The sequence below is a fragment of the Skermanella sp. TT6 genome, assembly GCF_016653635.2.
Lineage (GTDB): Bacteria > Pseudomonadota > Alphaproteobacteria > Azospirillales > Azospirillaceae > Skermanella > Skermanella cutis.
Genome location: NZ_CP067420.1, coordinates 5,810,823 through 5,835,477, shown reverse-complemented (window position 1 = coordinate 5,835,477; position 24,655 = coordinate 5,810,823). Strand labels below are relative to the sequence as shown.

The window sequence follows — 24,655 nt, the reverse complement described above, 5'->3', positions numbered from 1 at the left end:
CCGGGGTTGGGATCCGGTCCGGGGTCCAACCGAGGTTTTCAATCCGGCTGGGAAAGGGTCCTGGCGGGCGCGATGAGATCAAGCAGAGCCGCCTGATCCGGCCGGCATGCGATGAGGATGTCGCGCCACCCCACCGTACGCACCGCCGTACCGACCGCTTCGCTCAGGCAGAAAGCCAGGATTTCTCCGAGCCGATCGGCCAGCCCCGCCTTCTGAACAACCTTAACAAAGCTTTGCGCCGTCCGGGGAGAGAAAAACAGGACTGCGTCGATTGTACCTGCGTACAGCGCCTCCACCGTCCCGGGCGGCAGCTCGGTCACCGGCTCGGCCGCGTACAGCACCTGGCGCTCCACCGAGAAGCCGGCCCGGCCGAGATCCCCGGCAAGGTCGCCGGCGACGGCGCTGCCGGCGGCATGGTACAGCCGTCCCGCCGCGGGGTCGAGGCGGTCGGCCACCAGCCGGGCGAGGCTGCCGACATCGCCCCGGGCGCTTTCGACCCGGACGAAGCCGGCCTCCCGGGCACATCGGGCGGTGGCGTCCCCGACGGCCAGTGCCGGCAGGTCGCGCCTGGCCGTACGCGCTGCGGTTGCTCGTACGCCGTTTGCGCTCGTGAACAGGATCGCCTGTACGCCGTCCAGCTCCAGCGGCGGTCCGGGCAGATACCGGATTTCCAGCAGCGGCTGGATCACCGGCTCGAAGCCGCGCCCGCGCAGTTCCGCGGCGAGCGCCTCGGAATCCTCGCGCGGGCGCGTGATCAGGATGCGCCGCGGTCCGGCGGGAAAGGGTCCCGTGCGTTGGGGCTGCCCGGTCACGGTCCGCTCACGGCACGAAGAAGTCCGGCGGCATCAGGCTTTTCAGCTCCTCCCCGGCGTCGCGGCCCATGGCGAGGGCATCGGCCGCGGTTCCCCGGCGCGCCGTGCCGAGGATCTGCCTGCCGGCGGGATCGGCCACCAGCGCGTCGAGCGTCAGGGTGCCGGCCTCGTCGAGATTGGCCAGCGCCGCGATCGGCGTGCGGCAGGAGCCGTCGAGCGCCGCCAGCAGCGCCCGTTCCGCCGAGACCCGGACCATGGTGTCCTCGCAGGTGAGCGGGGCCAGCAGCGCGTTGGTCCGGTCGTCGCCGACCCGGGTCTCGATCCCGATGGCGCCCTGCGCCACCGCCGGCAGCATGACGTCGGGCTCGATCACCGAGGTGATCCGGTCGGTCATGTCGAGCCGCTTCAGCCCGGCGAGCGCCAGCAGGGTCGCGTCGACCTCGCCGTCGGCCAGCTTGCGCAGCCGCGTCTCCACGTTGCCCCGGATCGGCACCACCTTCAGGTCGGGCCGCCGCGCCAGCACCTGGGCCTGGCGGCGCAGGCTCGCGGTGCCGACCACGGCGCCTTCCGGCAGGTCGTCGAGATGGGCGGCGACGTTGGAGAAGAAGGCGTCGCGCGGGTCCTCGCGCGGCAGCAGGCAGCGGATCTCCAGCCCGTCGGGCAGCCAGGTCGGCACGTCCTTCATGGAATGGACCGCAAGGTCGATCGACCCGGCGACCAGCGCCTCCTCGATCTCCTTGGTGAAGAGACCCTTGCCGCCGGCCTCCATCAGGGTACGGTCCTGGATGCGGTCGCCGGTGGTCCTGATCACCACGATCTCGATCGCGTCGGGAGCCGCCAGCGCGGCATGGGCCGCGGCCAGGCGGGCGCGGGTCTGGTGGGCCTGCGCCAGCGCCAGGGGGCTGCCGCGCGTGCCGATACGGACGGGGCCGGTTCGCACAGGGTTGCTCATGATTTTTCTTTAAGACGTTACGGACCGCTGCGGAAGTCCCCACATGGGCCTCGACGGCGCAAGTGGAAAGTCCGTTGGTATAGGAGCTTTTACGCTGTATGTCTCGATGTCCCATCGCTGCGGTGCGATGGGATCGCGTTGCCGCGGTGCGGCGCGGCTGGTGGAGAGGCGGCGGATGATCACGGAACGCAGGCAGGTGATTTTCTCGAACGACGCGGTACGGGAGGCGGTCCGGCTTTTCTCGGCCCTGCATCCGGACAAGATGCCGCACGGACAGGTCCGGCGGGTCTGGACCGCGGCCGAGCCGGAACTCCAGTTGTTCGTGCAGATCGAGCAGATCGGCGCCCGCAAGCTTCACGAATTGCGGTTCGGCCAGGGCGAGATCGCCGCCTTCCTGATCCTGTTCTGCCGCAAGAACAAGATCCCGCTGCCCCGGTCGTCCGAGAAGTTCCTGGAACTTGAGAACGGCTGCCTGTCGCTGGTCATCACCAAGCAGATCCTGACCGAAACCCTGACCCGAACCTGATCGCATCCGAATGATAGTTCTTGGCATCGAGACGAGCTGCGACGAGACGGCCGCCGCCGTCGTCACCGACCGGCGCGAGATCCTGGGCGACGTCGTGCTGTCCCAGCTCTCCGACCACCGCCCCTATGGCGGCGTCGTGCCCGAGATCGCCGCCCGTGCCCACCTGGACCACCTGGACGGCCTGGTCCGCCGCGCCATGGACGAGGCCGGCATCGGCTTCGACCGGCTCGACGGCGTCGCCGCGACCGGCGGGCCGGGGCTGATCGGCGGGGTGATCGTCGGCGTGATGACCGCCAAGGCGATCGCCGCCGTGCAGGGCCTGCCCTTCGTCGCGGTCAACCATCTGGAAGGCCACGCCCTGACCGCGCGGCTGACCGACCCCGCGCCGGAGGGCCTGGCCTTCCCGTACCTGCTGCTGCTGGTGTCGGGCGGCCATTGCCAGATCCTGGCGGTCGAGGGGGTCGGACGCTACCGGCGGCTCGGCACCACGATCGACGACGCGGTCGGCGAGGCGTTCGACAAGGCGGCCAAGCTGATGGGCCTGGGCTATCCCGGCGGGCCGCTGCTGGAACGGGCGGCAGAGGGCGGCGATCCCGCCCGGTTCGAGTTGCCGCGCCCGATGAAGGGGCGTCCGGGCTGCGACTTCTCCTTCTCCGGCCTGAAGACGGCGGTGCGCAACCGCCTGGACGAACTGCCGCCCGGCCCGCTCGATCCGGCCGATGTCCGCGACCTCGCCGCCGGGTTCCAGGCCGCCGTCGGAGACGTGATGGTCGACCGCTGCGCCCGGGCCATGGCCCGGTTCCGCGCCGAGCACCCGACCGGCGACACGTTGGTGGTGGCGGGCGGCGTCGCGGCCAACAAGTACCTGCGCGCACGGCTGACCGCCCTGGCGGAGAAGCAGGGGTTCCGTTTCCAGGCACCGCCGATGCGGTTGTGCACCGACAACGCCGTGATGATCGCCTGGGCCGGGCTGGAACGGCTCAGGCTCGGCCAGTCCGACGGCCTCGATTTCGCGCCCCGCCCCCGCTGGCCGCTCGACCCGGCCGCCCGCAAGCCGGAGGGCAAGGGCGCCAAGGCGTGAAGGAGACGTGCATCCGGGACTTGGGCGGTCAATCGCCGGGAGAAAGCGTCGTGATCGAGACTACCTCGATAGCCATGATGTTTCCCCGGTGCGGCTTCCCGTCGCCCAGGACGATCCGCCGCGAGGCCTCGACCAACGTGCAGCGATAGACGACCACGATCGCCTCCCTGCCCAGTCCGGTTCGGCGGCTGACGACGAAGTACGGCGTGTCGGCGCGGTGGGCGACCCGGTCAGGCCGGTCGGGATGGCTGACTACATGGGATATGATCGAGAAAAGGCACTCCGACTAACGCCGGGCAAGGTGTTGAAAGGTGGAAGCGACAGGCTGGTCGGGATCATTCCTGTTTCGGCTCACACCGGCTCGACACCGTCGCGATCCCTGTCGGCAAGGCGAACCATCGTGGGATAAAGCAGGGAAAAGGGTGATGACAGCCTTTCAAGGTCGCGGGAGGCCACCGCCTCGGCTTCCGCCGCGTCCAGCCTGGTGAAAAGATCCTGGATCGCGTCGTCGATGGCGCGTTCCAGTTCCGGATCGCCGGTCCCCCCCGAGTCGGGTGCAGGTGAAACCGCCCGGGTATCGTGGTCCGACGCGGGAGTGGTCCGTTTCAGGAGTGCCATGACCATAGATCGCGAACTGTTGAGCGGGAGCGAGCCCGGATAAAACTATCCGAAATCGCGCGGTAGCGCCAGCACGCTTCCATCGCCTGCGCCGGGGCGAACCGGACCCGGCGATCCGAGCAACCCGGTTGCCATCCCGGCGCCGCTCCCGTAATGACTGCGCCGTCCGCCACCAGGGAAATCCGTCATGACCGCTGCCGATGTCCAGCCTTTCGCCCGAGTCGGCGTGATCGGGGCCGGCGCCTGGGGCACCGCGATTGCGCTGGCGGCGCTGCGCGCGGGCCGCGAGGCCGTCTTGTGGGCCCGCGAGCCGGACATCGTGGAGACGATGCGGCGGCGGCGCGAGAACACCCGCTACCTGCCCGGGATCCCGCTGGACCCCGCGCTGGGCCTGACCGGCGACTTGGCGGAGGCCGCGGCGGCCGACGTGCTGATGCTGGTGACCCCGGCGCAGCACCTGCGCGCCGCCTGCGCCCGGCTGGCCCCTACCGCGGCGGCCGGCACGCCGGTCGTGCTGTGCGCCAAGGGGGTCGAGCTCGCGACCGGCTGCCTGATGAGCGAGGCCGCCGAGGCGGAACTGCCCGGGCATCCGATCGCGGTGCTGTCCGGCCCGACCTTCGCCACCGAGGTGGCGCGCGGCCAGCCGACCGCGGTCACGCTGGCGATCGGCGATCCTGCCCTGGGCACGCGCCTGGTCGAGACGCTGGGCAGCCGCAGCTTCCGGCCGTACCTGTCGGACGACGTGACCGGCGCGCAGATCGGCGGCGCCGTCAAGAACGTGCTGGCCATCGCCTGCGGCATCATCGAGGGGAAGCGGTTGGGCGACAATGCGCGCGCCGCGCTGATCACCCGCGGATTGGCCGAGATCACCCGCCTGGCCCTGGCGCTGGGCGCCCGGCCGGAGACGCTGACCGGCCTGTCCGGCCTGGGCGACCTGACGCTGACCTGCACCAGCCACCAGTCGCGCAACATGTCCCTGGGCGCGGCGCTGGGGCAGGGACGGCCGCTGGCCGAGATCCTGGGCGAGCGCCATTCGGTCGCCGAGGGCGTCCACACCGCCGCGGCCGTCGGCGCGCTCGCCGCGCGCAAGGGGGTGGACATGCCGATCTGCCAGGCGGTGGACGCCATCCTCAACCGCGGGGCCGATATCGACGCGACGATCGCGGCCCTGATGGCTCGGCCGTTTCGCATCGAGGGCCGGTAGGGTAAGACTGGTCACCCGCAGCAGCGGACAAGCAGCACGACACGAGGGAAGGAATCGCCATGCATTTCATCATCACCTGCACCGACAAGCAGGGCAGCGGAGACGTCCGCGCGGCCAACCGCACCGCCCACCTGGCCTATCTGGAGAGCTTCGGCGACAAGATCTTCGCCGCAGGCCCGACGCTGACCGACGACGGCAGCGCCATGACCGGCAGCGTGCTGATCGTCGAGTTCGACGACCGCGCCGGCGCCGAGCGCTTCTCCGCCGACGACCCCTACGCCAAGGCCGGTCTGTTCGAGAGCGTAACGATCCGGCCCTGGCGCAAGGTCCTGCCGAAGGCGCCCGCCTGATCCCGGAACCGGCACCAACGACAGACAAGACCCCGAGGCGGCAGCGATGGCCTACTGGCTGGTGAAATCCGAGCCCTTCAAATATTCCTGGGACCGGATGGTCGCGGACGGCGTCACCCACTGGGACGGCGTCCGCAACCACCAGGCGTCCAACAACCTCAAGGCCATGCGCCTGGGGGACCGGGCCTTCTTCTACCATTCCAACGAGGGGCTGGAGATCGTCGGCGTGGTCGAGATCGCGCGGGAATACTATCCCGATCCTGGTGACGAGGCGGGCCGATTCGGCATGGTGGACGTCAGGCCCGTGGTCCCCGCCGCGACGCCGGTGACGCTGAAGCAGATGAAGGCCGATCCCGTCCTCGCCGACATGGCGCTTATCCGGCAGTCCCGCCTGTCGGTCTGCCCGGTCACCGATACCCAATGGCGGCATATCTGCCGGCTGGCCGGGATCGATGCCTGAGGAGCCGATGCCGGAAGAGCTCTGCCGCCTGGAGGACATCCCCGACGGCACCGGACGCGGCTTCACGCTGCGCGCGGACGGTACCGCCGCGGGATCGGCGCCGCTCGACATCCTGGTCGTGCGGCAGGGCGACAGGGTGGTGGGCTACGTCAATTCATGCCCGCACGCACGGTCGCCGCTGGACTGGACGCCCGACCGCTTCATGAGCCTGGACGGACGCCATATCCAGTGCGCCACCCACGGCGCGCTGTTCGAGATCGGGACGGGGCTCTGCGTCGGCGGACCCTGCATCGGCAGTTTCCTGACACCCGTGGCGGTCACGACGAGGGACGGCCGGGTCATCGTCCCGGACCGCACGATCGGATCGGCCGGAGCTTCGAAATGAGCCTTCAGCGGGTGTCCGGCAGGCTGGCCGCGAAATCCCGCGTGGTATGGACGACCCGGCGCGCGATGCCGCGCAGTTCCTCGGCAGCCGCCGCATAGCCCGTGCCGTCCCGCGGCACGGCGCGGAGCACCGCGTCGATGGTCATCATGCTGGTGCGGCTGCTGATCCGGCTCAGCCGGCCGACGCAATCCGCCCCGCCGTCGGCGCCATCCTCCGTTCCGCTGTCCGCACCCCTGTCGCCCGACATGTCGCCGCCCCGCCGCCTTGCACCACGCTCGTCGTCGCGACGTTAGGCCCGGGTTCCTTAATACCGGGTAAATGTTGTCTTGGCGGAACGTCCTGCTCTCCGGATCGCGCGGGCCGAGGCTACCTCCAGGCGGACTATGCCTTGCGACTTATTGTCCGGGGATCGCCCGGCCGGGCACCCGGCCCCCCGGGACCGGCGGGGCGCAGCAATGCCGGAGTGGAAAGACCACTTGGGTAACCAACTCCCCGGCAGCGCGGCCGGGCAGACTTCCGCTGTGCAATGATATGCCATGGCCGATTCTTCCGCGGGCAGTCCATTTCGGGTCCGCACGCGCCTGTTCCAGACGCCGGACAATGCCGGACCATTGATACCGCAATGCAGCATGGGTCGTTGTCATGCCGGCAACAGGACGGCGTTTCCGCTCCACCTGCCCCGCTCCATGGCCGGTCCTGTCCCGCAGGGTCCAATATTTGCCCGGATCAGGTGAAGGAACCCGACCTGCCCCGGCCGTGCGGGAAGCCGGATCGGTGGTTGAGATAGATCAATGCCCGACGGCGGAGTTGCCTTTACAAGATCCGGCACGCGTTTTCCGCAGCTTCGAAGGCTGGTGCGGGGCCTCGTGCCTTGCGCCTGAACGGCTTGTTAAAGATAGGCCGCTGTGGATAATCACGTGTTGACCGATGAGGTTAGCGGATCGATTGTTCCAAGATCGGCCGAGAACAGTAACCAGAACGAACCGGGGGAACCGCGAGCCAATGAACACAACGCCGAACACGACTCCCAGCACCTTCCCGCCTCCCGAAGCTGTTGCGAAGTCGGCCTGGGTCGATGCCGAAGGCTACGCCCGGATGTACGAGCAGTCGGTCAAGGATCCGGAGGCTTTCTGGGGCGAGCATGGCAAGCGCATCGACTGGATGCGCCCCTACACCAAGATCAAGGACGTCAGCTTCACCGGCGACGTCCATATCCGGTGGTTCTTCGACGGTACGCTGAACGTCAGCGCCAACTGCATCGACCGCCACCTCGCCGACAAGGCCGACCAGACCGCGATCATCTGGGAAGGCGACAACCCGGCCGAAAGCAAGCACATCACCTACCGCGAACTGCATGAGCAGGTCTGCCGGCTGGCCAACGTGCTGAAGGCCAAGGGCGTCAAGAAGGGCGACCGGGTCACCATCTACCTGCCGATGATCCCCGAGGCCGCCTACGCCATGCTGGCCTGCGCCCGCATCGGCGCCATGCATTCCATCGTGTTCGGCGGCTTCTCGCCCGACAGCCTGCGCGACCGCTTGGTCGATTGCGACAGCCACCTGCTGATCACCGCGGACGAGGGCCTGCGCGGCGGCCGGAAGGTGCCGCTGAAGAAGAACGCCGACGAGGCGCTGAAGGAGTCGCCGAACGTCAAGACCCAGATCGTCGTCCGCCGCACCGGCGGCGAGGTCGCGTGGACCGAGGGCCGCGACTTCTGGTACGACGAGGAGATCGCCAAGGTCTCGGCCGACTGCCCGCCGGAGGAGATGAGCGCGGAAGACCCGCTGTTCATCCTCTACACCTCCGGCTCGACCGGCAAGCCCAAGGGCGTGCTTCACACCACCGGCGGCTATCTGGTCTATGCGTCGATGACGCACCAGTACGTGTTCGACTACAAGCCGGGCGAGGTCTACTGGTGCACGGCCGACGTGGGCTGGGTCACCGGCCACTCCTACATCGTCTACGGGCCGCTCGCCAACGGCGCCACGACCCTGATGTTCGAGGGCATCCCGAACTATCCGTCTGTGTCGCGCTTCTGGGAAGTGATCGACAAGCACAACGTCTCGATCTTCTACACGGCGCCGACCGCCATCCGTGCCCTGATGCGCGAGGGCGAGGCCCCGGTCAAGAAGACCAGCCGCAAGTCGCTGCGCATCCTGGGCTCGGTCGGCGAGCCGATCAATCCCGAGGCCTGGCTGTGGTACCACAAGGTGGTCGGCGACGAGCGCTGCCCGATCGTGGACACCTTCTGGCAGACCGAGACCGGCGGCATCCTGATCTCGCCGCTGCCGGGCGCCACCACGGCCAAGCCCGGTTCGGCCACGTTGCCGTTCTTCGGCGTCCAGCCGGTCGTCGTGGACAATGACGGCAAGCTGCTGGAAGGCGAGACGGAAGGCAACCTGTGCATGGCCGACAGCTGGCCCGGCCAGATGCGCACCGTGTTCGGCGACCATGCCCGGTTCGTCCAGACCTACTTCTCGACCTTCGAGGGCAAGTACTTCACCGGTGACGGCTGCCGCCGCGACGCCGACGGGTACTACTGGATCACCGGCCGCGTCGACGACGTGATCAACGTGTCCGGCCACCGCATGGGCACCGCCGAGATCGAGAGCGCGCTGGTCGCCCATCCCAAGGTCGCCGAGGCCGCTGTCGTGGGTTACCCGCACGACCTCAAGGGCCAGGGCATCTACGCCTACGTCACGCTGAACGCCGGCGAGCATCCGAGCGACGAGCTGCGCAAGGAACTGGTGACCTGGGTCCGCAAGGAGATCGGCCCGATCGCCACGCCGGACCTGATCCAGTGGGCCCCGGGCCTGCCGAAGACCCGGTCCGGCAAGATCATGCGCCGTATCCTGCGCAAGATCGCCGCGAACGAGCACGAGGCGCTGGGCGACACCTCCACGCTGGCCGACCCCAACGTGGTCACCGAGCTGGTCGACAACCGGATGAACCACGGCTGACCTGTCCTTTCGGCAGGCCGGTCGGAGAAAGGGGGGCCTGGAGCCCCCCTTTTTCGTTCACGGACCGCCGGAGGGCTTGCCGCTATACCCCGCCTTGCGCTTGGAGCTATATTCGTTCTAAATGTTAACGGTGAATTTCGAGGCACCTTTCATTGGTGTCCAACTGCTACCATATGCGAACCATGACTGGAACACGCCCCTTCAAGCACGTCCTGGACCGGCTACAGCAAGCCGGCCTTCGCCCGACGCGGCAGCGGCTGGCACTTGCCCGCCTCCTGTTCGACAAGGCCGACCGCCACGTCACGGCCGAACAGCTCCACGGCGAGGCGACCGATGCCGAGGTAAGGGTATCGCTGGCGACCGTCTACAACACGCTGCACCAATTCACCGACGCGGGATTGCTGCGCGAGGTGGTGGTCGAGGCGGGGCGTTCCTATTTCGACACCAACGTGGCCGATCACCATCACTTCTTCTTCGAAGGGTCGGGCAATCTCCAGGACATCCCGAGCGAGAGCGTGACCGTCGCCCACCTGCCCCAGGCGCCCGCAGGGACCAAGGTGGCGCGGGTCGACGTGATCATCCGCCTGATGCCGGAAGACCCGGCGGCGGGCTGACCGGTCATTTCCGGACCCGGATCAGTTTCGGTTATTACCGGTCGATTGACTTCTACCTCCTTCGGGAGGCATAAGGTGCCGGGATGGTCGGACCCGGCCCGGCCGGCGGCGCGATCGGAACCGTCCCCAGGATGAGGAGGATGGAATGTCGCTCTCGGGGTCCAGGACGGAACAGAACCTGAAGGCGGCCTTCGCCAGCGAGAGCCAGGCGAACCGGCGTTATCTCTATTTCGCCCAGCAGGCCGACGTAGAGGGCTTCCACGACGCCGCCGCCGCGTTCCGGACGACGGCCGAGGGGGAGACCGGGCACGCCCACGGGCATCTCGAATTCCTCCAGGAGGTCGGGGACCCGGCCACCGGGAAACCGATCGGCACCACCCGGCAGAACCTGGCCGCCGCCATCGCGGGCGAGACCTTCGAGGCCGCCGAGATGTACCTGACGATGGCGCGCACCGCCCGCGAGGAAGGCTTCGACGAGGTCGCCGACTGGTTCGAAACGCTCGCGAAGGCGGAGAAGGCCCATGCCGCCCGGTTCCAGAAGGTTCTGGACCGGCTGGAGTGAACGGACAGGGCCCGCGGGTGGGGCCGCTTGCCTACTCGATGGATTCGGCCGGATAGACGCCCCAGAATTCGGACCGCTGGAGCCAGCCGCGGTAGCCGTCGACATTGACCTCGCACCAGGCCTGTTCGCAGCGCAGCAGCTTGCCGGCGACGCCGGGCTCCACCTTGGCGAGGCCCGCCGCGGCATCGCCGGCGGCGCGGCGCAGCACGCGCACGCCGCCCGTGACGATCATGGCGCGCTTGCCCGACAGCATGCTCTGGTGGACCCAGCCCTCGGTGCCTTCCCAGTCGCGGATGCGTCTCCAGGTGTCGAACTCGGCGGTGATCTCCACCGGGATGTCACGCTTCACGAAGACCCATTCCACTGGGTAGCGCGTGCCCGGCCCGGTCCGCACGTTGACTTCCGCCGAGCGGAGCGAGACGAAGCGCGGAACCGGCAGGCCCGTCGGAGGAGCCATGCCGGGGACCGACTCGGGCTCCTGCGCGAGCGCCTCGGGAGCGGAAAGCGTGGCGGGCAGCAGCAGGGCGCCGAAGCAGATGGCGAGAATGCCGAAACGGGCGGCAGATATCATGGACGCGAACTCAGGTCTGTAACGGGTCTGGAAAGCCCTGGAACGGGCTATTGCCTCAATGTGGCGGGGATATGACCGCCCCGGGGCGGCTCAGCCTAGACCAAGTCCGTTAAGAGGTGGTCACCCGCCGCAGGCCGGATGTTACCGCGTCGCTGGACAAGACGGCACGGCACTTGGTATGGCAAGGCGAAGCCGCCAGGGAGATCCGGTCCGATGCCCGAGAAGAAGAAACCCGTCGTCGTCGTCACCCGCAAGCTGCCGGACGTGATCGAGACGCGGATGATGGAGCTGTTCGACACCCGCCTCAACCACGACGACACGCCGCCGACCGCGGCGGAGCTCATCGAGGCCGTCAAGACCGCCGACGTGCTGGTGCCCACGGTGACCGATCGGATCGACGCGCGCGTCCTGTCCCAGGCCGGTCCGAACCTGCGGCTGATCGCCTCGTTCGGCACCGGCGTGGACCATATCGACCTGAAGACCGCCCGGCAGCGCGGCATTACGGTCACCAACACGCCCGGCGTGCTGACCGAGGACACGGCCGACATGACCATGGCGCTCCTGCTCGCGGTGTCGCGCCGCCTGTCGGAGGGCGAGCGGCTGGTCCGGGCGGGCGAGTGGAAGGGCTGGGGCCCCACCACCATGCTGGGCCACCGGATCTGGGGCAAGCGCCTGGGCATCATCGGCCTGGGCCGGATCGGGCAGGCGCTGGCCAAGCGCGCCCGCGGCTTCGGCCTGTCGATCCACTACCACAACCGGCGCCGCGTCCATCCCGAGATCGAGGGCGAGCTGGAAGCGACCTACTGGGAGAGCCTGGACCAGATGCTGGCGCGGATGGACATCGTCTCCATCAACTGCCCGCACACGCCGGCCACGTACCACCTGCTGTCGGCCCGCCGCCTGCAGCTGCTGCGGCCCCACTGCTACATCGTCAACACCTCGCGCGGGGAGGTGGTGGACGAGAACGCCCTGACCCGCATGCTCCAGAAGGGCGAGCTGGCCGGGGCCGGGCTCGACGTGTTCGAGCACGAGCCGGCGATCAACCCCAAGCTGCTGACGCTCGACAACGTCGTCCTGCTGCCCCACATGGGCTCGGCGACGATCGAGGGCCGCATCGACATGGGCGAGAAGGTGATCATCAACATCAAGACCTTCGCCGACGGCCATGCCCCGCCGGACCGCGTGCTCGAAGCGATGTTCTGAGCGCCCCGGCAGCCCATATGACGGGTACCGGCATGGCGGGCCGGTACCCGACGACGCCAGGGAGCCCCGGATGACCGACCCGTGGAAGCGGCGCGACCGGCGAGAACGCAGGACGGCACGCACCGTCCTGCTGAAGGTGCTGCTGCCGCTCGCCGTCATCGGCGCCAGCGTGGCGGTGCTGGTCATGCTGCACCTGGACGGCACCTTGAGGCTGTTCCTGGACCAGCAGTCCATGTTCGGCATGATCGCCGTGGTCCTGGTGCTCAACCTGGTCGGATTCGCCTTCATCTACATGCTCTCGATGGTCTGGAAATCGGTCAAGCACGACCTTCTGAACCTTCGCGACCCCTGAGCGAGGCCGGAGAGCGGTTCCCGAGAATGCCCGACGAAACGCCCCCGCACGCGAAGCGCGCGACCTCCCATCACGGCCGCCCGCGGGCATCCGAACTGCTGGACATCTTCGTCGAGGGGCATCCCGACGACCGGATCGTGCTGGGCGACCTGATCACGCTTCTGGGCGACCGGGCGTTCGGGGCGCTGCTGCTGATCTTCGCCCTGCCCAACATGATCCCGGTGCCCCTGCCCGGCCTGTCCACCGTGCTGGGCCTGCCGATGGTGCTGTTCGCGGCGCAGCTGATGCTGGGCCACCCGGCGCCCTGGCTGCCCGCCCGCTTGGCCCGGCTGACGGTGCGGCGGGAGACCTTCCTGACCATGGTCGGCGCCACCAAACGGTACCTGGTGTGGGCCGAGCGACTGCTCAGGCCGCGCTGGTCGATCCTGACCGACGGGCCGGGCGAGAGGCTGCTGGGCGCGGTCTGCCTTCTGCTCTCGCTGATCCTGATCCTGCCGATCCCGCTCGGCAACCTGCTGCCCGCCTTCGCCGTGGCCTTGATGGCGCTGGGACTGCTGGAGAAGGACGGCGTCTGCGTGACCATCGGCCTGTGCGTCGCCGCCGGCAGCGTCACGGTCGTGGTCGCCGTCGTCGTCCTGATCGTCGAGGCGGCATTGCTGCTGTACCGGCAGCTGTTCCCCTGAGGGAAGGCGATCAGCCGAGGCGGCTCACGATCCGGGCGACCTGCCCGCGGTAGCTGCCGCCGAACAGGCGGACATGGACCAGCAGCGGGTAGAGGTTGTACAGGTCGCGACGCACCTCGAAGAAGCCGGGCCGGATCGGACGAAGCTCGTGGTAGCGGCGGAAGAAGGGCTCGCCGAAGGTGCCGAACAGGGTGGAGAAGGCCAGTTCGATCTCCGGATCGGCATGATGGATCGCCGGGTCGATGAAGCCGGCGATCCGGCCCCGGAACGCCAGCACGTTGCCGCCCCACAGGTCGCCGTGGATCAGGCTCGGCGGGGCGGGCTCGCCGATCAGGTCCGGGAGCCGGGCGGCCAGCCGCTCGATCGCGGCCATCAGGGCGCCGTCGATCCGCCGCTCGTCCAATGCCTTGCGCGCCATGTGCATCAGGCGGTGGTCGCGGAAGAAGGCGATCCAGTCGTCGGACTCCGGGTTCGGCTGGGGCAACGGGCCGATCAGCGTGTCCTGCGGGAACCCGTAGCGGGCGGCGCCGATGCCGTGCAGCGCCGCGACCAGCTCGGCGGCGTGCTCCTGGGCCGAAGCCGTCAGGCCGCCGCCGTCGCTCTCGACATGGGACATCACCAGCAGGCGGTCGTCGGCGTGGAACAGCTCCGGCACCGGGAGGCGGGAATGCTCCGCGAGGTAGCGCAGCATCATGCCTTCGAGCGCCAGCCCCTTGCCGCACTTGGCGACCACCCGCCGCCCGTCCGCGAGGTCGAGCAGCCACAGCTCGGCGGCGTTGCCGCCGGCCAGCGGCCTGGCCGAAGCGACGGTCCCGACGCCGTCAGGAATCGTCGGCGGCATGGAGACGGACGGCTCCCGGACGGGAATGGCGGAGCTGGTCGAGCAGGCCCGACGAGGCGGCCTCGACCAGGTCGAGCACCTCGGTGAAGTGGGTGCCCTCGCCGTAATAGGGGTCGGGCACCTCGCGCCGGGGCGCGTCGGGCGCATAGTCCATGAACAGCCTGATGCGGTCCCCGGCCCCGTCGGGCGCCATGCGGACGAGCTGGTCGTAGTGCCCCTGGTCCATCGCCAGGATCAGGTCGAATTCCTCGAAATCGGCCGGCCGGACCCGGCGGGCGCGCAGGTCGCCGATATCGAAACCCCGCTTCGCGGCGGCCGCCACCGAGCGCCGGTCCGGCGGTTCGCCGACATGGTAGCCGTGGGTGCCGGCGCTGTCGGTCTCGATATGATCCGCCAAGCCCGCCTCGGCGACCAGGTGGCGGAACACCCCCTCGGCGGTGGGGGAGCGGCATATGTTGCCGGTGCATACGAACAGGACCTTGACCATCGCTACTCCCCCGGAACCGGAACGCGGCTGTACCGCGTCATCATGTCATAGTCCTTGCGCGGTCCCTTGACCAGCCAGCGCACCGTCCAGGCGTCATGGCCCTCGACCCTGAAGCCGCCGCGGTAGATGTCGGCGCCGCAATGGTGCAGAACCTCGGCGGTGCCGTCCGACAGGTCCAGGTCGTGGAACGGCGAGCCGTCGTGGCGGAAGACCGCCGCGCGCCGCGGCCCGTCCGGAAAGGCGTAGCGGTAGGTCTGCTCCGCCGGCCCGGCATGGTCGCCGAAGCGCAGGGTGCCGGTTTCCGTCAGCAGCAGGTCGCCGTCGTCGGCTTCCATGAAAACCGCTGTCCCGTCGAACGAGCCGTCCTGCCCCAGCCGGGCGTCGCGCACCGTGCGGGCGATGCGCCACGCGCCCGCCAGGAATGCGCGCAGGTCCGCCACCCCATAGACTCTTCCATTGGCCCCGGCCGGGGCCGCCTCTAAACTCAAGCCACCTCTCCCGCTTCGGAAAAAGCATCATGATGTTAAAGCCTTCCGACCGGATCGTCATCCTGACAGGCGCCGGCATCTCCAAGGAATCGGGTCTGGACACCTTCCGCTGCGCGGGCGGCGTGTGGGAGCGCGTGCGGCTGGAGGACGTCGCGACGCCCGAGGGATACGCCCGCGACCCCGACATGGTCCACCGCTTCTACAACGACCGGCGGCGCGGATTGCTCCAGGCCGATGTCCGGCCGAACGCCGCCCACGACGCCCTGGCCCGGCTGGAGCGGGAATGGCCCGGCGAGGTCCTGCTGGTGACCCAGAACATCGACGACCTGCACGAGCGCGCGGGATCGCGCAATCTGATCCACATGCATGGCGAGCTGCTGAAGGCCCGCTGCGGCGTGTGCGGCGCCATAACCGAAATCCGCGCCGACCTGTCGGTGGAGGATGATTGCGCCGACTGCGGGGCCGTCGCGGAGATGCGCCCCCACGTGGTCTGGTTCGGCGAGATGCCCCTGGAAATGGAGCGCATTTATCAGAACCTTGCCACTTCTGCCCTGTTCGTGTCAATCGGAACCTCCGGCAACGTGTATCCCGCCGCGGGATTCGTGCAGGAGGCGCGAATCAACGGCGCGCACACCGTCGAGCTGAACCTCGAACCCTCGGAAGGCGCCACCCTGTTCGACGAGAAGATCTACGGCCCCGCGACCGGGGCGGTGCCGGCCTTCGTCGAACGGTTGCTGGCGTTGAGATAGCCCGGAGTTTTTCAAGCCCAAGGCAGTCGGGGAGGTTCGCGCGAATTTATAACGAACTTTTATCCGTTGGAAGGCATGCTCGAACGATCGCCACCATCCAAGACGGTAGAAATGGCCATCAAGGAGCACCCACCGATTGGAACCGTGCTGTTCTGCGACTTCGACCAGGGTTTTAAGGCACCTGAGATGGTCAAGCGACGGCCTGTTATCGTCGTAAGTCCAAAGATCGGCGTACGCGCCGGCCTTTGCACAGTAGTGGCATTGAGCACCGATGAGCCGTTCCCAAAGATGCCATATCATTGCCAGATCAATCTGGATCCTCCCTTGCCTGAACCGTGGGGCAATCGCCTGCGCTGGGTGAAGGGGGACATGGTCTGTGCGGTCGGCTTCCACAGGCTCGATTTCCCGCGGTACGGTAAGGACGTCAGTGGTGTTCGCAAGTATCGGTACGAGCCGATTTCCTCCGAGGATCTGCGCCGGGTCAGGATTTGCATCCTGAGCGCGCTTGGGCTGGGCGGATTGACAAAACACATGAGCTAGCATAGATTCTTTCTTGTTAGCGGCTCTGAGCTTCGGCCATCCGCGTCTAAGACCCCACCAGGGGCGGCCGTGCAGCGGGTGAACGCAAACCTCGCACGGCGTCGAGCTTCGGAGCCCCGCCGCAAGGCGGGGCTCTTTGCGTTCCAGACTTCTCCGGCGACCGGACCGAAGTCTTGCCGCCGAATGCCCTTGGCAGCGGTGGCGGGGTGCTGTACCACTCGGCACCCGTCCGGTTCTCCATCCTTCATGCCGATCGCCCCGCTCCCATGCCCCTGTTCGCCGGTACCGACCTGACCTGCCTGCGCGGCGAGCGGCTGGTGTTCCAGGATCTGTCTTTCGCGGTCCCGGCCGGCGGCGCGCTGGTGCTGCTGGGGCCGAACGGCAGCGGGAAGTCCAGCCTGCTGCGGCTGATGGCCGGGCTGCTGCGGCCCTTCTCCGGCAGCATGAGTTGGGACGGCGTTCCGGTCTCCGACGATCCGGACCTGCATCGCGCCCGCATCCATTATGTCGGCCATCTCGACGCCGTGAAGCCGGTGCTGTCGGCGCGCGAGAACCTGGCCTTCTGGGCGGCGCTGGGGGGAGCACCCGACCCGGCCGGCGCGGCGCTGGCGGCGCTGGAGCGGCTGGGCGTGCCGCACATCGCGGACATCCCCGGCCGGTACCTGTCCGCCGGGCAGAAGCGGCGGCTGAACCTGGCGCGCGTCCTGGCGGCGCCGGCGCCGCTGTGGCTGCTGGACGAGCCGTCGGTGGCGCTGGACCGGGCCGGCATCGGGCAACTCGAGGCGGCGATCTCCGACCACCGGGCGGGCGGCGGCATGGTGGTGGTCTCGACCCACGCGGAGATCGCCCTGCCCGGCGCAGAGGCCCTGCACCTGGACGATTTCGCTCTCGCTCCGGAGGAGGGCGAACCGTGAACCGCTTCCTCAAGCTCGTGTCGCGCGACCTGCGGCTGGCGCTCCGGCAAGGGTCGGACGCCACCGTCGCGGTGATGTTCTTCGTGCTGTGCGTCGTGCTGTTCCCGTTCGGCGTCGGGCCGGAGCCGAACATCCTGGCCCGCATCGCCGCCGGGGTGATCTGGGTGGCGGCGCTTCTGGCGTCGCTGCTGTCGCTGGAACGGCTGTTCCAGAACGACTACGAGGACGGCAGCCTGGAGCTGCTGACCCTGTCCAGCCTGCCGCTGGAGGCCGTCGTGTTCGCCAAGGTGCTGGCGCACTGGCTGGTCACCGGCCTGCCGCTGATCGTGGCGGCGCCCCTGCTGGCGCTGCTGCTGAACATGGAGCCGGCGGGCTTTCCCGTGCTGGTCGCGACGCTGCTGATCGGCACGCCGACCCTGAGCCTGATCGGGGCGATCGGTGCCGCCCTGACGCTGGGCGCCCGGCGCGGCGGCGTGCTGCTGTCGCTGCTGATCCTGCCGCTCTACATCCCCGTGCTGATCTTCGGGGCCGGCGCGATCGACGCTTCCCTGTCCGGCTTCACCGCCCGGCCGCACCTGCTGCTGCTGGGCGGACTGCTGGTCGCGGCCCTGCCGCTGGCGCCCTGGGCCGGGGCCGCGGCGCTGCGCCAGGCGATCGAGTAGGTCCGGCCGGAAGGTCACGGGCCCGTCACGCAACCTTCCCCCACGGACCCATGTTCACCTGCTACACTCGGGTCCGAACAGAAGCGGTGAAAACCGCCGAAGCGGACCGCATCACGGGAGGCAGGCATGGCCCTCAAGGCCGAACAACTCAAAGGCGAGCTGACCGAGCAGATCGTCAGCCGCGTTCGCGACCGTCTGAACCGCGACCGGGCCGACATGGCCGAACGGTTCGTCCGCCAGTTCTATGCCAACGTGCCTCCCGACGACCTGCTGGAATCCAGCCCCGACCAGCTCTACAGCGCGGCGCTGTCGATCTGGCAGTTCGCCGCCCAGCGGCAGGAGCGGACCGCGCGGGTCCGGGCCTATCATCCCCAGCTCGACGAGCATGGCTGGCAGTCCGGCCATACCGTGGTCGAGATCGTCAACGACGACATGCCGTTCCTGGTCGATTCGGTCACGGCGGAGCTGAACCGCCAGGGGCTGACCGTCCATCTGGTGATCCACCCCGTGGTGCGGGTGCGCCGCGACGCGTCGGGCCGCCTGACCGACCTGTACGAGCCGCAGGCGGCGCCGGCCGAGGCCGTGCCCGAATCCTTCATGCATATCGAGGTGGACGAGCAGACCGATCCCCACTTCCTGGAGCGGGTCGCCCAGGGCGTGGAGAAGGTGCTGGCCGACGTGCGCGCTGCGGTCGAGGACTGGAAGTCCATGCACGAGCCGATGCGCCGCATCATCGACGGCGTCGACCGGACGCCCGACGCGCTGCCCGAGGGCGAGCTGGCCGAAGCCCGGGATTTCCTGCACTGGCTGAACGACGACAACTTCACCTTCCTGGGCTACCGCCGCTACCGGTTCGAGGGCGAGGGAGACGAGGCCCGGCTGACCCCGGTCCCCGGCGAGGGGCTGGGCATCCTGCGCGACGACGATATCCGGGTGTTCGACGGGTTGCGCAACTTCGCCTCCCTGCCGCCGGACGCCCAGCAGTTCCTGCGCCAGCCGCGCCTGCTGCTGGTCACCAAGTCGAACCGCCGGGCCACGGTGCACCGCCCGGCCCTGATGGACAGCATCTTCATCAAGGCCTACGACGACGACGGGAAGGTGGTCGGCGAGCACCTGTTCGTCGGGTTGTTCACGTCGGCCGCCTACAGCGCCAGCGCCCGCGACATCCCATTCCTGCGCAACAAGGTGGCCCGCGTGCTGGAGCGCGCCGGGTTCGACCCGCGCAGCCACGACGGCAAGGCGCTGACCCACATCCTGGAGAATTTCCCCCGGGACGAGCTGTTCCAGATCACCGACGACGAGCTGTTCGAGATCGCGATCGGCGTGCTTCACCTTCAGGAGCGCCAGCGCACCGCCCTGTTCGTGCGCCGCGACCCGTTCGAGCGCTTCATGACCTGCCTGGTCTATGTCCCGCGCGACCGCTACGACACCGACCTGCGCCGGCGCATCCAGGCGATCCTGGAGCGCGCCTTCGACGGAACCTGCTCCGCCTTCTTCACGCAGCTGGCCGAGAGCGTGCTGGCGCGGGTCCAGTTCGTCATCGAAACGAAGCCGGGCGGCATCCCCGATTACGACGTGGGGGAGATCGAGGAGCGGCTGATCGAGGCGAGCCGCGCCTGGCCCGACCGGCTGCAGGACGCCCTGGTCGATGCCCGGGGCGAGGAGGAGGGGCTGCGCCTGCACCGGCGCTACTCCGCGTCCTTCGACGTGGGCTTCCGGGATCGTTTCGGCGCCGAACTGGCCGTCTACGACATTGAGCGGATCGAGGAGGTGCTCCATACCGGGCGCCTGGGCCTGAACCTCTACCGGCCGATCGAGGCCGGCGAGTCCGAGCTGTACCTGAAGCTCTACCATGCCGGCGGGCAGGTGGCCCTGTCGGACATCCTGCCCATGCTGGAGCATATGGGCGTCAAGGTGATCTCGGAGGGCGGGCCGTTCGAGGTGACGATTCCCGGCAGGATCGAGCCGGTCTGGATCCACGACTTCGCCATGACCAGCCGGGCCGGCGTCGCCGTGGACCTGGGCCGCGTGCGCCAAGCCTTCCAGGAGGCCTTCCTGCGGGTCTGGGAGGGCCGCATGGAGGACGACGGCTTCAACAGGCTGGTGATCCGCGCCGGGCTGGGCTGGCGCGAGATCTCCATGCTGCGGGCCTATGCCAAGTATCTGCGCCAGATCCGCTTCCAGTTCAGCCAGGACTACATGGAGGACACGCTGGCCGGCCACGCCGCGATCACGCGCCTGATCGTCCGGCTGTTCCAGACCCTGCACGATCCGGACAAGCGGGCGACCCCGGGCGGCGCCGACGAGGCGCAGGTCGCGGTCAACGGGCTGCTGGTGGAGATCGACCACGCGCTGGACGATGTCGCCAACCTGGACGAGGACCGCATCCTGCGCCGGTTCCTGAACCTCGTGCGCTGCACCCTGCGGACCAACTATTTCCAGAAAGCCGAGGACGGCGGGGTCAAGCCCTACCTGTCCATGAAGCTGGACAGCCGCAGCGTGGACGAGCTGCCCCTGCCCCGCCCCATGGTCGAGGTCTGGGTCTACAGCCCGCGGGTCGAGGCGATCCACCTGCGCGGCGGCAAGGTCGCCCGCGGCGGCATCCGCTGGTCCGACCGGCGGGAGGATTTCCGCACCGAGATCCTGGGGCTGATGAAGGCGCAGATGGTCAAGAACGCGGTCATCGTGCCGGTGGGGTCGAAGGGCGGCTTCGTGGTCAAGCGCCCGCCGCCGGCCGAGGCCGGACGCGACGCCGTCATGGCCGAGGTGGTCGAGTGCTACAAGACGCTGATGCGCGGCCTGCTCGACATCACCGACAACTACGCCGCCGACGGCTCCGTCGTGCCGCCGCCCCGGGTGGTGCGGATCGACGGCGACGACCCGTACCTGGTGGTGGCGGCCGACAAGGGCACGGCGACCTTCTCCGACATCGCCAACGGCGTGTCGGTGGACTATGGCTTCTGGCTGGGCGACGCCTTCGCGTCGGGCGGATCGCGCGGCTACGACCACAAGCGGATGGGCATCACCGCGCGCGGCGCCTGGGAATCGGTCAAGCGCCATTTCCGCGAGATCGGCGTGGATTGCCAGACCCAGGACTTCACCTGCGTCGGCGTCGGCGACATGTCGGGCGACGTGTTCGGCAACGGCATGCTGCTGTCGCGCCACACGAAGCTGGTGGGCGCCTTCAACCACCTGCACATCTTCTGCGACCCCGATCCCGATCCGGCGACCAGCTTCGAGGAGCGGCGCCGGCTGTTCGACCTGCCGCGCTCGACCTGGGCGGACTATGACGCGGGGCTGCTGTCGCCGGGCGGCGCCATCTTCGACCGCAAGGCCAAGTCGCTGAAGCTGTCGCCGGAAATCCAGGCCCGCTTCGGCCTGACCCGCGACAAGGTGACCCCGGTGGAGCTGATCCAGGCGATGCTGCGGGGGCAAGTCGATCTGCTGTGGTTCGGCGGCATCGGCACCTTCGTCAAGGCGACCGAGGAGACCCATGCCGAGGTCGGCGACAAGGCCAACGACTCCAGCCGGATCGACGGCCGGGAAGTCCGCGCCAGGATCGTCGGCGAGGGCGCCAACCTAGGCGTGACCCAGCGCGGCCGGATCGAGTACGCGCAAGCGGGCGGCCGGATCAACACCGACGCGATCGACAATTCGGCCGGCGTCGATACCTCCGACCACGAGGTCAACATCAAGGTGCTGACCGGCGACGTGATCGCCCGCGGCGACATGACCATGAAGCAGCGCGACCAGCTGCTGGCCGGCATGACCGACGAGGTGGCCGAGCTGGTGCTGGCCGACAATTATCTCCAGACCCAGGCGATCAGCGTCGCCGGCATGGGCGGGGCCGGGTCGCTGGAGGGGCAGGTCCGCTTCATGCGGTTGCTGGAGAAGAGCGGCCACCTGAACCGGGCGATCGAGTTCCTGCCCGACGACGAGGAGATCGCGTCCCGGACGTCGCGCGGGCAGGCGCTGACCCGGCCGGAGCTGGCGGTGCTGCTGGCCTATTCCAAGATCACGCTGTACGACGAGTTGCTGGCCTCCAACCTGCCCGACGACCCGCGCATGGCGGAGGACTTGGTCAAGTACTTCCCCAAGGCGCTGCGCCGCGACTTCCGCGAGGCGATCGAGCGGCACCGGCTGCGCCGCGAGATCATCGCGACATACACCACCAACAGCATGGTCAACCGGGTCGGCCCGACCTTCCTGTCGGAGATGACGGAGAAGACCGGCATGGGGCCGGGCGACATCGCGCGGGCCTACACGGTCAGCCGCGACGCCTTCGCGCTGCGCACCCTTTGGACCGCCATCGAGGCGCTGGACAACCGGGTGCCGGCCGCCTGCCAGTACGAGATGATCGGGGCGACGCAGGCGCTGCTCCACCGCACCGTGCCGTGGTTCCTGATCAACGCCCCGCAGCCGCTCGACCTGGGCGCCGAGGCGGCCAACTATACCCCCGGCGTCGAGCAGCTGGCGGCCGACCTGGACACGGTGCTGTGCGAGGAGGACAGGAGGCTGCTGGACGAGCGCGCCGCGCACTGGACGGAGCAGGGCGTGCCGGCCGACCTGGCGCGGCGGGTCGCCAGCCTGGGCATCCTGGCGTCGGGGCTGGACGTCACCCGCATCGCCCGGCTGTGCCGGCGCGACGTCCCCGCCGTGGCGCTGGTCTATTTCGAGCTGGGCCACCGTTTCGGCATGGAGTGGCTGCGCTGCCAGGCGACGCAGGTCAAGACCGAGAACCACTGGCAGAAGCAGGCGGTCGGCGCGATCGTGGACGATCTCTACGGCCTTCAGAGCGACCTGACCGCCCGCATCCTGAACGACGGCCAGGACCACACCGCCGCGATCGACGCCTGGACGGCATGCCGCCAGGGGCCGGTGGAGCGGATCCGGCAACTGCTGACGGAGTTGCGCGCGGTCACGCGGGTGGACCTGGCGATGCTGGCGGTGGCGAACCGGCAGCTCCGCGGGATGATCGCGAGCTGAGGGGTCGGGGGGACGGGTCGCCTGAAGGGCCGAGGACCGGGAGACCACCCCCCGGGGCCTGGCCGCATGTGTCAACATCCGTCATCACGGGTGCGCCGGGGACTCGGCGCCCGGCCAGCGGTCGGGCGGCAGGAGGTTGAGAGCCGCGTCGAAATAGAGTCCGGCATCCTCCATCGAGCCCCGGCTGACCCGGGCGTAGAGGTCGGGGTGCCGCTTCCTGAGGATTTCGATGCTCCGCTTGGTGTGACGGTAGTTCGCCTTGGCCTGCCTGGCATCGGCCTTTTCCGGGTCCTCGGGCGCGGGCTCGACCGGGGCGAGGCCGGCGGCCGGCATCGGCGGCTCGAACTGGGCCTCGGGGTCGGCGATGGAGGAGCAGGCGGAGGCGTTGTCGTCCGGTTCGGGATCGGCGTCGAGCGCGGTATCGCGGGCCTCGGCCGCGGGGCCGGCGAGGCCGCGCAGGCGGGCGATCTGGTCGATGGCGCGCAGCGCCGCGAAATGGTTCTGCTTCTCCATGGCGTCGATCAGCACCCGCTTGGCGGCGGCGACCAGCTCGTCCAGCTCGGCATGGCGGCGGGTCTTGTCGGCCTCGGTCAGCTCGACCACCCGGGCGGCGACCTCCGGCTGCTTCATCAGGCGCGAGCCGGTCTGGCGGGCGCTTGCCCAGGCATAGCCGGACAGCCGCGCCGCCCCCGCATAGCCCCGGCCGGCGGCGACGTGCCGGGCGAAGGCTTCCTGGCGGTGCGGGAGGGGGGTGTAGATGGAGGGGGCGGCGGGTGCGGCCGAGGTGGGAGCGGGAGCTGGAGCGGGCATGGCGGGGCCTTCGGAACCAGGGAGGAGGAATTGGTTCCTTATCACGCTGTAGTATTTTGGTCAAGTTTCCTAGGATTCCAGGCTTATCGAGCGGCCGTACCCGAAGCGGGTAATGGGCGTTCTTCGAGTCTCGGCGTAGGACGGCCTTCGCCCGTCAGGGCGAACGCCGACGCCCTGCATCGACGCTCCGGGCACGCTGTCGGCGTCGGCCTTCGGCCGAGGCCGACCTACGGTGGGTCGGCGGGATCGGAGGCTGTGAACTGGACACGGGCCTTGCTCAGTCTCGCGTTTTGTCGAAACGGACGGAAGAAGGCCGGAACTGCGCAAGCTCTTCGTCGCTCAAGGCCGGCATGTCATCTCCATGATGCACTTCCGCATCCGGCATGCCCCGCCTGATCCAATCGAGCGCCTTGGCCCGCGCAGTCGCCAGCGTCGCATTATGAGCGGCGATCGCAGAAGTTTGCCCGAAGGGCGTTCGGTCATCTCCCATGATCCCTAGCCCGGTCCCGATCGCGCAAGGGTGTTGATAGACAGGCCGACTCCGACCAGGAGCAGCCCGGCGCACAGCACCGCGTCGAAGCGGACCGGGTAGCCGAATATCCAGGCTTGCTGCTTCAGCCAGATCCCGAAGATCACGACGGTTCCCGGCCCCATTCGCCGGTGGTGGGCAGGGCCAGCAGCGAGAAGCAGTTCCTGCTCGGGCAGGAATATCTCATGCGACCAGCCCTGACTCTCGATCAGCAGAAACGCCGGCCGGCGGCGCTCGAACTGCTGACGCTGAACCACCCGGATCATCATATCAACGCCAAACATGCCTTTCCCGCAGGTGTGTGCCTGGCCGGCTGGC

28 protein-coding genes are annotated in these 24,655 nt (G+C 68.8%); 17 read left to right on the top strand and 11 right to left on the bottom strand.

Going from position 1 to position 24,655, the window contains the following annotated elements; genetic code table 11:
• Nucleotides 1–38: 38 nt before the first annotated feature.
• Both IGS68_RS27290 and hemC read right to left on the bottom strand, forming a co-directional pair.
• Entirely contained in the window at nucleotides 39–812 is a 774-nt protein-coding gene (locus IGS68_RS27290) for a uroporphyrinogen-III synthase (protein ID WP_201076066.1), read from the bottom strand.
• Between the two features lie 7 nt (nucleotides 813–819).
• Nucleotides 820–1,764 carry a hydroxymethylbilane synthase gene (hemC, locus tag IGS68_RS27285; RefSeq protein WP_201076064.1) on the bottom strand — a complete coding sequence of 315 codons (945 nt, stop codon included), beginning with the start codon at nucleotides 1,762–1,764 and terminating at the stop codon, nucleotides 820–822.
• Nucleotides 1,765–1,939: 175 nt separating this feature from the next.
• On the opposite strand from hemC, the gene IGS68_RS27280 reads away from it, so the two are divergent.
• The gene (locus IGS68_RS27280; RefSeq protein WP_201076060.1) at nucleotides 1,940–2,290 is read left to right on the top strand and encodes a hypothetical protein; all 351 of its coding nucleotides are present in this window, start codon (nucleotides 1,940–1,942) and stop codon (nucleotides 2,288–2,290) included.
• A gap of 10 nt (nucleotides 2,291–2,300) precedes the next feature.
• Nucleotides 2,301–3,371, top strand: a complete 1,071-nt coding sequence (gene tsaD / locus IGS68_RS27275) for a tRNA (adenosine(37)-N6)-threonylcarbamoyltransferase complex transferase subunit TsaD (RefSeq protein WP_201076059.1) — start codon at nucleotides 2,301–2,303, stop codon at nucleotides 3,369–3,371.
• A gap of 28 nt (nucleotides 3,372–3,399) precedes the next feature.
• Here the strand turns inward: tsaD and IGS68_RS36065 are convergent, their stop codons facing one another.
• Together IGS68_RS36065 and IGS68_RS27270 are read right to left on the bottom strand one after the other, a co-directional pair.
• Nucleotides 3,400–3,528: a hypothetical protein gene (locus IGS68_RS36065; RefSeq protein ID WP_256445740.1), complete on the bottom strand. Its 129-nt coding sequence runs from the start codon at nucleotides 3,526–3,528 to the stop codon at nucleotides 3,400–3,402.
• 194 nt (nucleotides 3,529–3,722) lie between these two features.
• Nucleotides 3,723–3,989 carry a hypothetical protein gene (locus IGS68_RS27270; RefSeq protein ID WP_201076055.1) on the bottom strand — a complete coding sequence of 89 codons (267 nt, stop codon included), beginning with the start codon at nucleotides 3,987–3,989 and terminating at the stop codon, nucleotides 3,723–3,725.
• A gap of 187 nt (nucleotides 3,990–4,176) precedes the next feature.
• On the opposite strand from IGS68_RS27270, the gene IGS68_RS27265 reads away from it, so the two are divergent.
• Genes IGS68_RS27265 through IGS68_RS27250 form a run of 4 tightly spaced genes read left to right on the top strand, consistent with a single transcriptional unit; the run spans nucleotide 4,177 to nucleotide 6,388 of the window.
• Entirely contained in the window at nucleotides 4,177–5,193 is a 1,017-nt protein-coding gene (locus IGS68_RS27265; RefSeq protein WP_201076049.1) for an NAD(P)H-dependent glycerol-3-phosphate dehydrogenase, read from the top strand.
• A gap of 59 nt (nucleotides 5,194–5,252) precedes the next feature.
• On the top strand, nucleotides 5,253–5,543 hold the full coding sequence (locus IGS68_RS27260) for a YciI family protein (protein ID WP_201076048.1): 291 nt from the start codon (nucleotides 5,253–5,255) through the stop codon (nucleotides 5,541–5,543).
• Nucleotides 5,544–5,589: 46 nt separating this feature from the next.
• Entirely contained in the window at nucleotides 5,590–6,003 is a 414-nt protein-coding gene (locus tag IGS68_RS27255; RefSeq protein WP_201076046.1) for an EVE domain-containing protein, read from the top strand.
• A 7-nt stretch (nucleotides 6,004–6,010) separates the two neighbouring features.
• Nucleotides 6,011–6,388, top strand: a complete 378-nt coding sequence (locus tag IGS68_RS27250) for a Rieske (2Fe-2S) protein (RefSeq protein ID WP_201076044.1) — start codon at nucleotides 6,011–6,013, stop codon at nucleotides 6,386–6,388.
• 4 nt (nucleotides 6,389–6,392) lie between these two features.
• Here IGS68_RS27250 and IGS68_RS27245 read toward each other — a convergent pair whose 3' ends face one another.
• A complete protein-coding gene (locus IGS68_RS27245) occupies nucleotides 6,393–6,635 on the bottom strand; it encodes a hypothetical protein (RefSeq protein ID WP_201076040.1) in 243 nt (80 codons plus the stop codon).
• A gap of 755 nt (nucleotides 6,636–7,390) precedes the next feature.
• Here IGS68_RS27245 and acs point away from each other — a divergent pair.
• The 3 genes from acs to IGS68_RS27230 all read left to right on the top strand — a co-directional run bounded on the left by acs (nucleotide 7,391) and on the right by IGS68_RS27230 (nucleotide 10,522).
• Nucleotides 7,391–9,346, top strand: coding sequence for an acetate--CoA ligase (acs, locus tag IGS68_RS27240; RefSeq protein ID WP_201076038.1), 1,956 nt, complete (start codon nucleotides 7,391–7,393; stop codon nucleotides 9,344–9,346).
• 182 nt (nucleotides 9,347–9,528) lie between these two features.
• Entirely contained in the window at nucleotides 9,529–9,960 is a 432-nt protein-coding gene (gene irrA, locus IGS68_RS27235; RefSeq protein WP_201076036.1) for an iron response transcriptional regulator IrrA, read from the top strand.
• 145 nt (nucleotides 9,961–10,105) lie between these two features.
• Complete coding sequence (locus tag IGS68_RS27230; protein WP_201076034.1) at nucleotides 10,106–10,522, top strand: rubrerythrin family protein; 417 nt, start codon at nucleotides 10,106–10,108, stop codon at nucleotides 10,520–10,522.
• Between the two features lie 31 nt (nucleotides 10,523–10,553).
• Here the strand turns inward: IGS68_RS27230 and IGS68_RS27225 are convergent, their stop codons facing one another.
• A complete protein-coding gene (locus IGS68_RS27225; RefSeq protein ID WP_201076032.1) occupies nucleotides 10,554–11,093 on the bottom strand; it encodes an SH3 domain-containing protein in 540 nt (179 codons plus the stop codon).
• 213 nt (nucleotides 11,094–11,306) lie between these two features.
• On the opposite strand from IGS68_RS27225, the gene IGS68_RS27220 reads away from it, so the two are divergent.
• The 3 genes from IGS68_RS27220 to IGS68_RS27210 all read left to right on the top strand — a co-directional run bounded on the left by IGS68_RS27220 (nucleotide 11,307) and on the right by IGS68_RS27210 (nucleotide 13,331).
• Nucleotides 11,307–12,296: a 2-hydroxyacid dehydrogenase gene (locus IGS68_RS27220; protein WP_158047822.1), complete on the top strand. Its 990-nt coding sequence runs from the start codon at nucleotides 11,307–11,309 to the stop codon at nucleotides 12,294–12,296.
• Between the two features lie 70 nt (nucleotides 12,297–12,366).
• Nucleotides 12,367–12,648 (top strand): hypothetical protein, encoded by a 282-nt coding sequence (locus IGS68_RS27215; RefSeq protein WP_201076030.1) that lies wholly within the window; start codon nucleotides 12,367–12,369, stop codon nucleotides 12,646–12,648.
• A 26-nt stretch (nucleotides 12,649–12,674) separates the two neighbouring features.
• Entirely contained in the window at nucleotides 12,675–13,331 is a 657-nt protein-coding gene (locus tag IGS68_RS27210) for an exopolysaccharide biosynthesis protein (protein WP_201076029.1), read from the top strand.
• A 10-nt stretch (nucleotides 13,332–13,341) separates the two neighbouring features.
• Here IGS68_RS27210 and IGS68_RS27205 read toward each other — a convergent pair whose 3' ends face one another.
• Genes IGS68_RS27205 through IGS68_RS27195 form a run of 3 tightly spaced genes read right to left on the bottom strand, consistent with a single transcriptional unit; the run spans nucleotide 13,342 to nucleotide 15,099 of the window.
• Nucleotides 13,342–14,172: a fructosamine kinase family protein gene (locus IGS68_RS27205; protein ID WP_201076027.1), complete on the bottom strand. Its 831-nt coding sequence runs from the start codon at nucleotides 14,170–14,172 to the stop codon at nucleotides 13,342–13,344.
• Nucleotides 14,153–14,659 carry a low molecular weight protein-tyrosine-phosphatase gene (locus IGS68_RS27200; protein WP_201076023.1) on the bottom strand — a complete coding sequence of 169 codons (507 nt, stop codon included), beginning with the start codon at nucleotides 14,657–14,659 and terminating at the stop codon, nucleotides 14,153–14,155. Before IGS68_RS27200 ends, IGS68_RS27205 begins: the two co-directional genes overlap by 20 nt.
• Nucleotides 14,660–14,661: 2 nt before the next feature.
• Nucleotides 14,662–15,099: a DUF6314 family protein gene (locus IGS68_RS27195; protein ID WP_201076013.1), complete on the bottom strand. Its 438-nt coding sequence runs from the start codon at nucleotides 15,097–15,099 to the stop codon at nucleotides 14,662–14,664.
• Nucleotides 15,100–15,176: 77 nt separating this feature from the next.
• Between IGS68_RS27195 and cobB the strand changes: the two genes are divergently transcribed.
• The 5 genes from cobB (at nucleotide 15,177) to IGS68_RS27170 (ending at nucleotide 22,998) form a co-directional block, all read left to right on the top strand.
• A complete protein-coding gene (gene cobB / locus IGS68_RS27190) occupies nucleotides 15,177–15,896 on the top strand; it encodes a Sir2 family NAD+-dependent deacetylase (protein WP_371821863.1) in 720 nt (239 codons plus the stop codon).
• 75 nt (nucleotides 15,897–15,971) lie between these two features.
• Nucleotides 15,972–16,436, top strand: a complete 465-nt coding sequence (locus tag IGS68_RS27185; protein WP_201076011.1) for a type II toxin-antitoxin system PemK/MazF family toxin — start codon at nucleotides 15,972–15,974, stop codon at nucleotides 16,434–16,436.
• A gap of 266 nt (nucleotides 16,437–16,702) precedes the next feature.
• Entirely contained in the window at nucleotides 16,703–17,350 is a 648-nt protein-coding gene (gene ccmA, locus IGS68_RS27180) for a heme ABC exporter ATP-binding protein CcmA (RefSeq protein WP_201081710.1), read from the top strand.
• Complete coding sequence (gene ccmB / locus IGS68_RS27175) at nucleotides 17,347–18,012, top strand: heme exporter protein CcmB (RefSeq protein WP_201076008.1); 666 nt, start codon at nucleotides 17,347–17,349, stop codon at nucleotides 18,010–18,012. The genes ccmA and ccmB overlap by 4 nt, the downstream gene beginning before the upstream one ends.
• Before the next feature lie 126 nt (nucleotides 18,013–18,138).
• Entirely contained in the window at nucleotides 18,139–22,998 is a 4,860-nt protein-coding gene (locus tag IGS68_RS27170; RefSeq protein WP_201076007.1) for an NAD-glutamate dehydrogenase, read from the top strand.
• An 84-nt stretch (nucleotides 22,999–23,082) separates the two neighbouring features.
• Here IGS68_RS27170 and IGS68_RS27165 read toward each other — a convergent pair whose 3' ends face one another.
• Nucleotides 23,083–23,808, bottom strand: coding sequence for a terminase small subunit (locus tag IGS68_RS27165; RefSeq protein ID WP_201076006.1), 726 nt, complete (start codon nucleotides 23,806–23,808; stop codon nucleotides 23,083–23,085).
• 495 nt (nucleotides 23,809–24,303) lie between these two features.
• Complete coding sequence (locus tag IGS68_RS27160; protein ID WP_206379345.1) at nucleotides 24,304–24,621, bottom strand: hypothetical protein; 318 nt, start codon at nucleotides 24,619–24,621, stop codon at nucleotides 24,304–24,306.
• Nucleotides 24,622–24,655 lie beyond the last annotated feature (34 nt).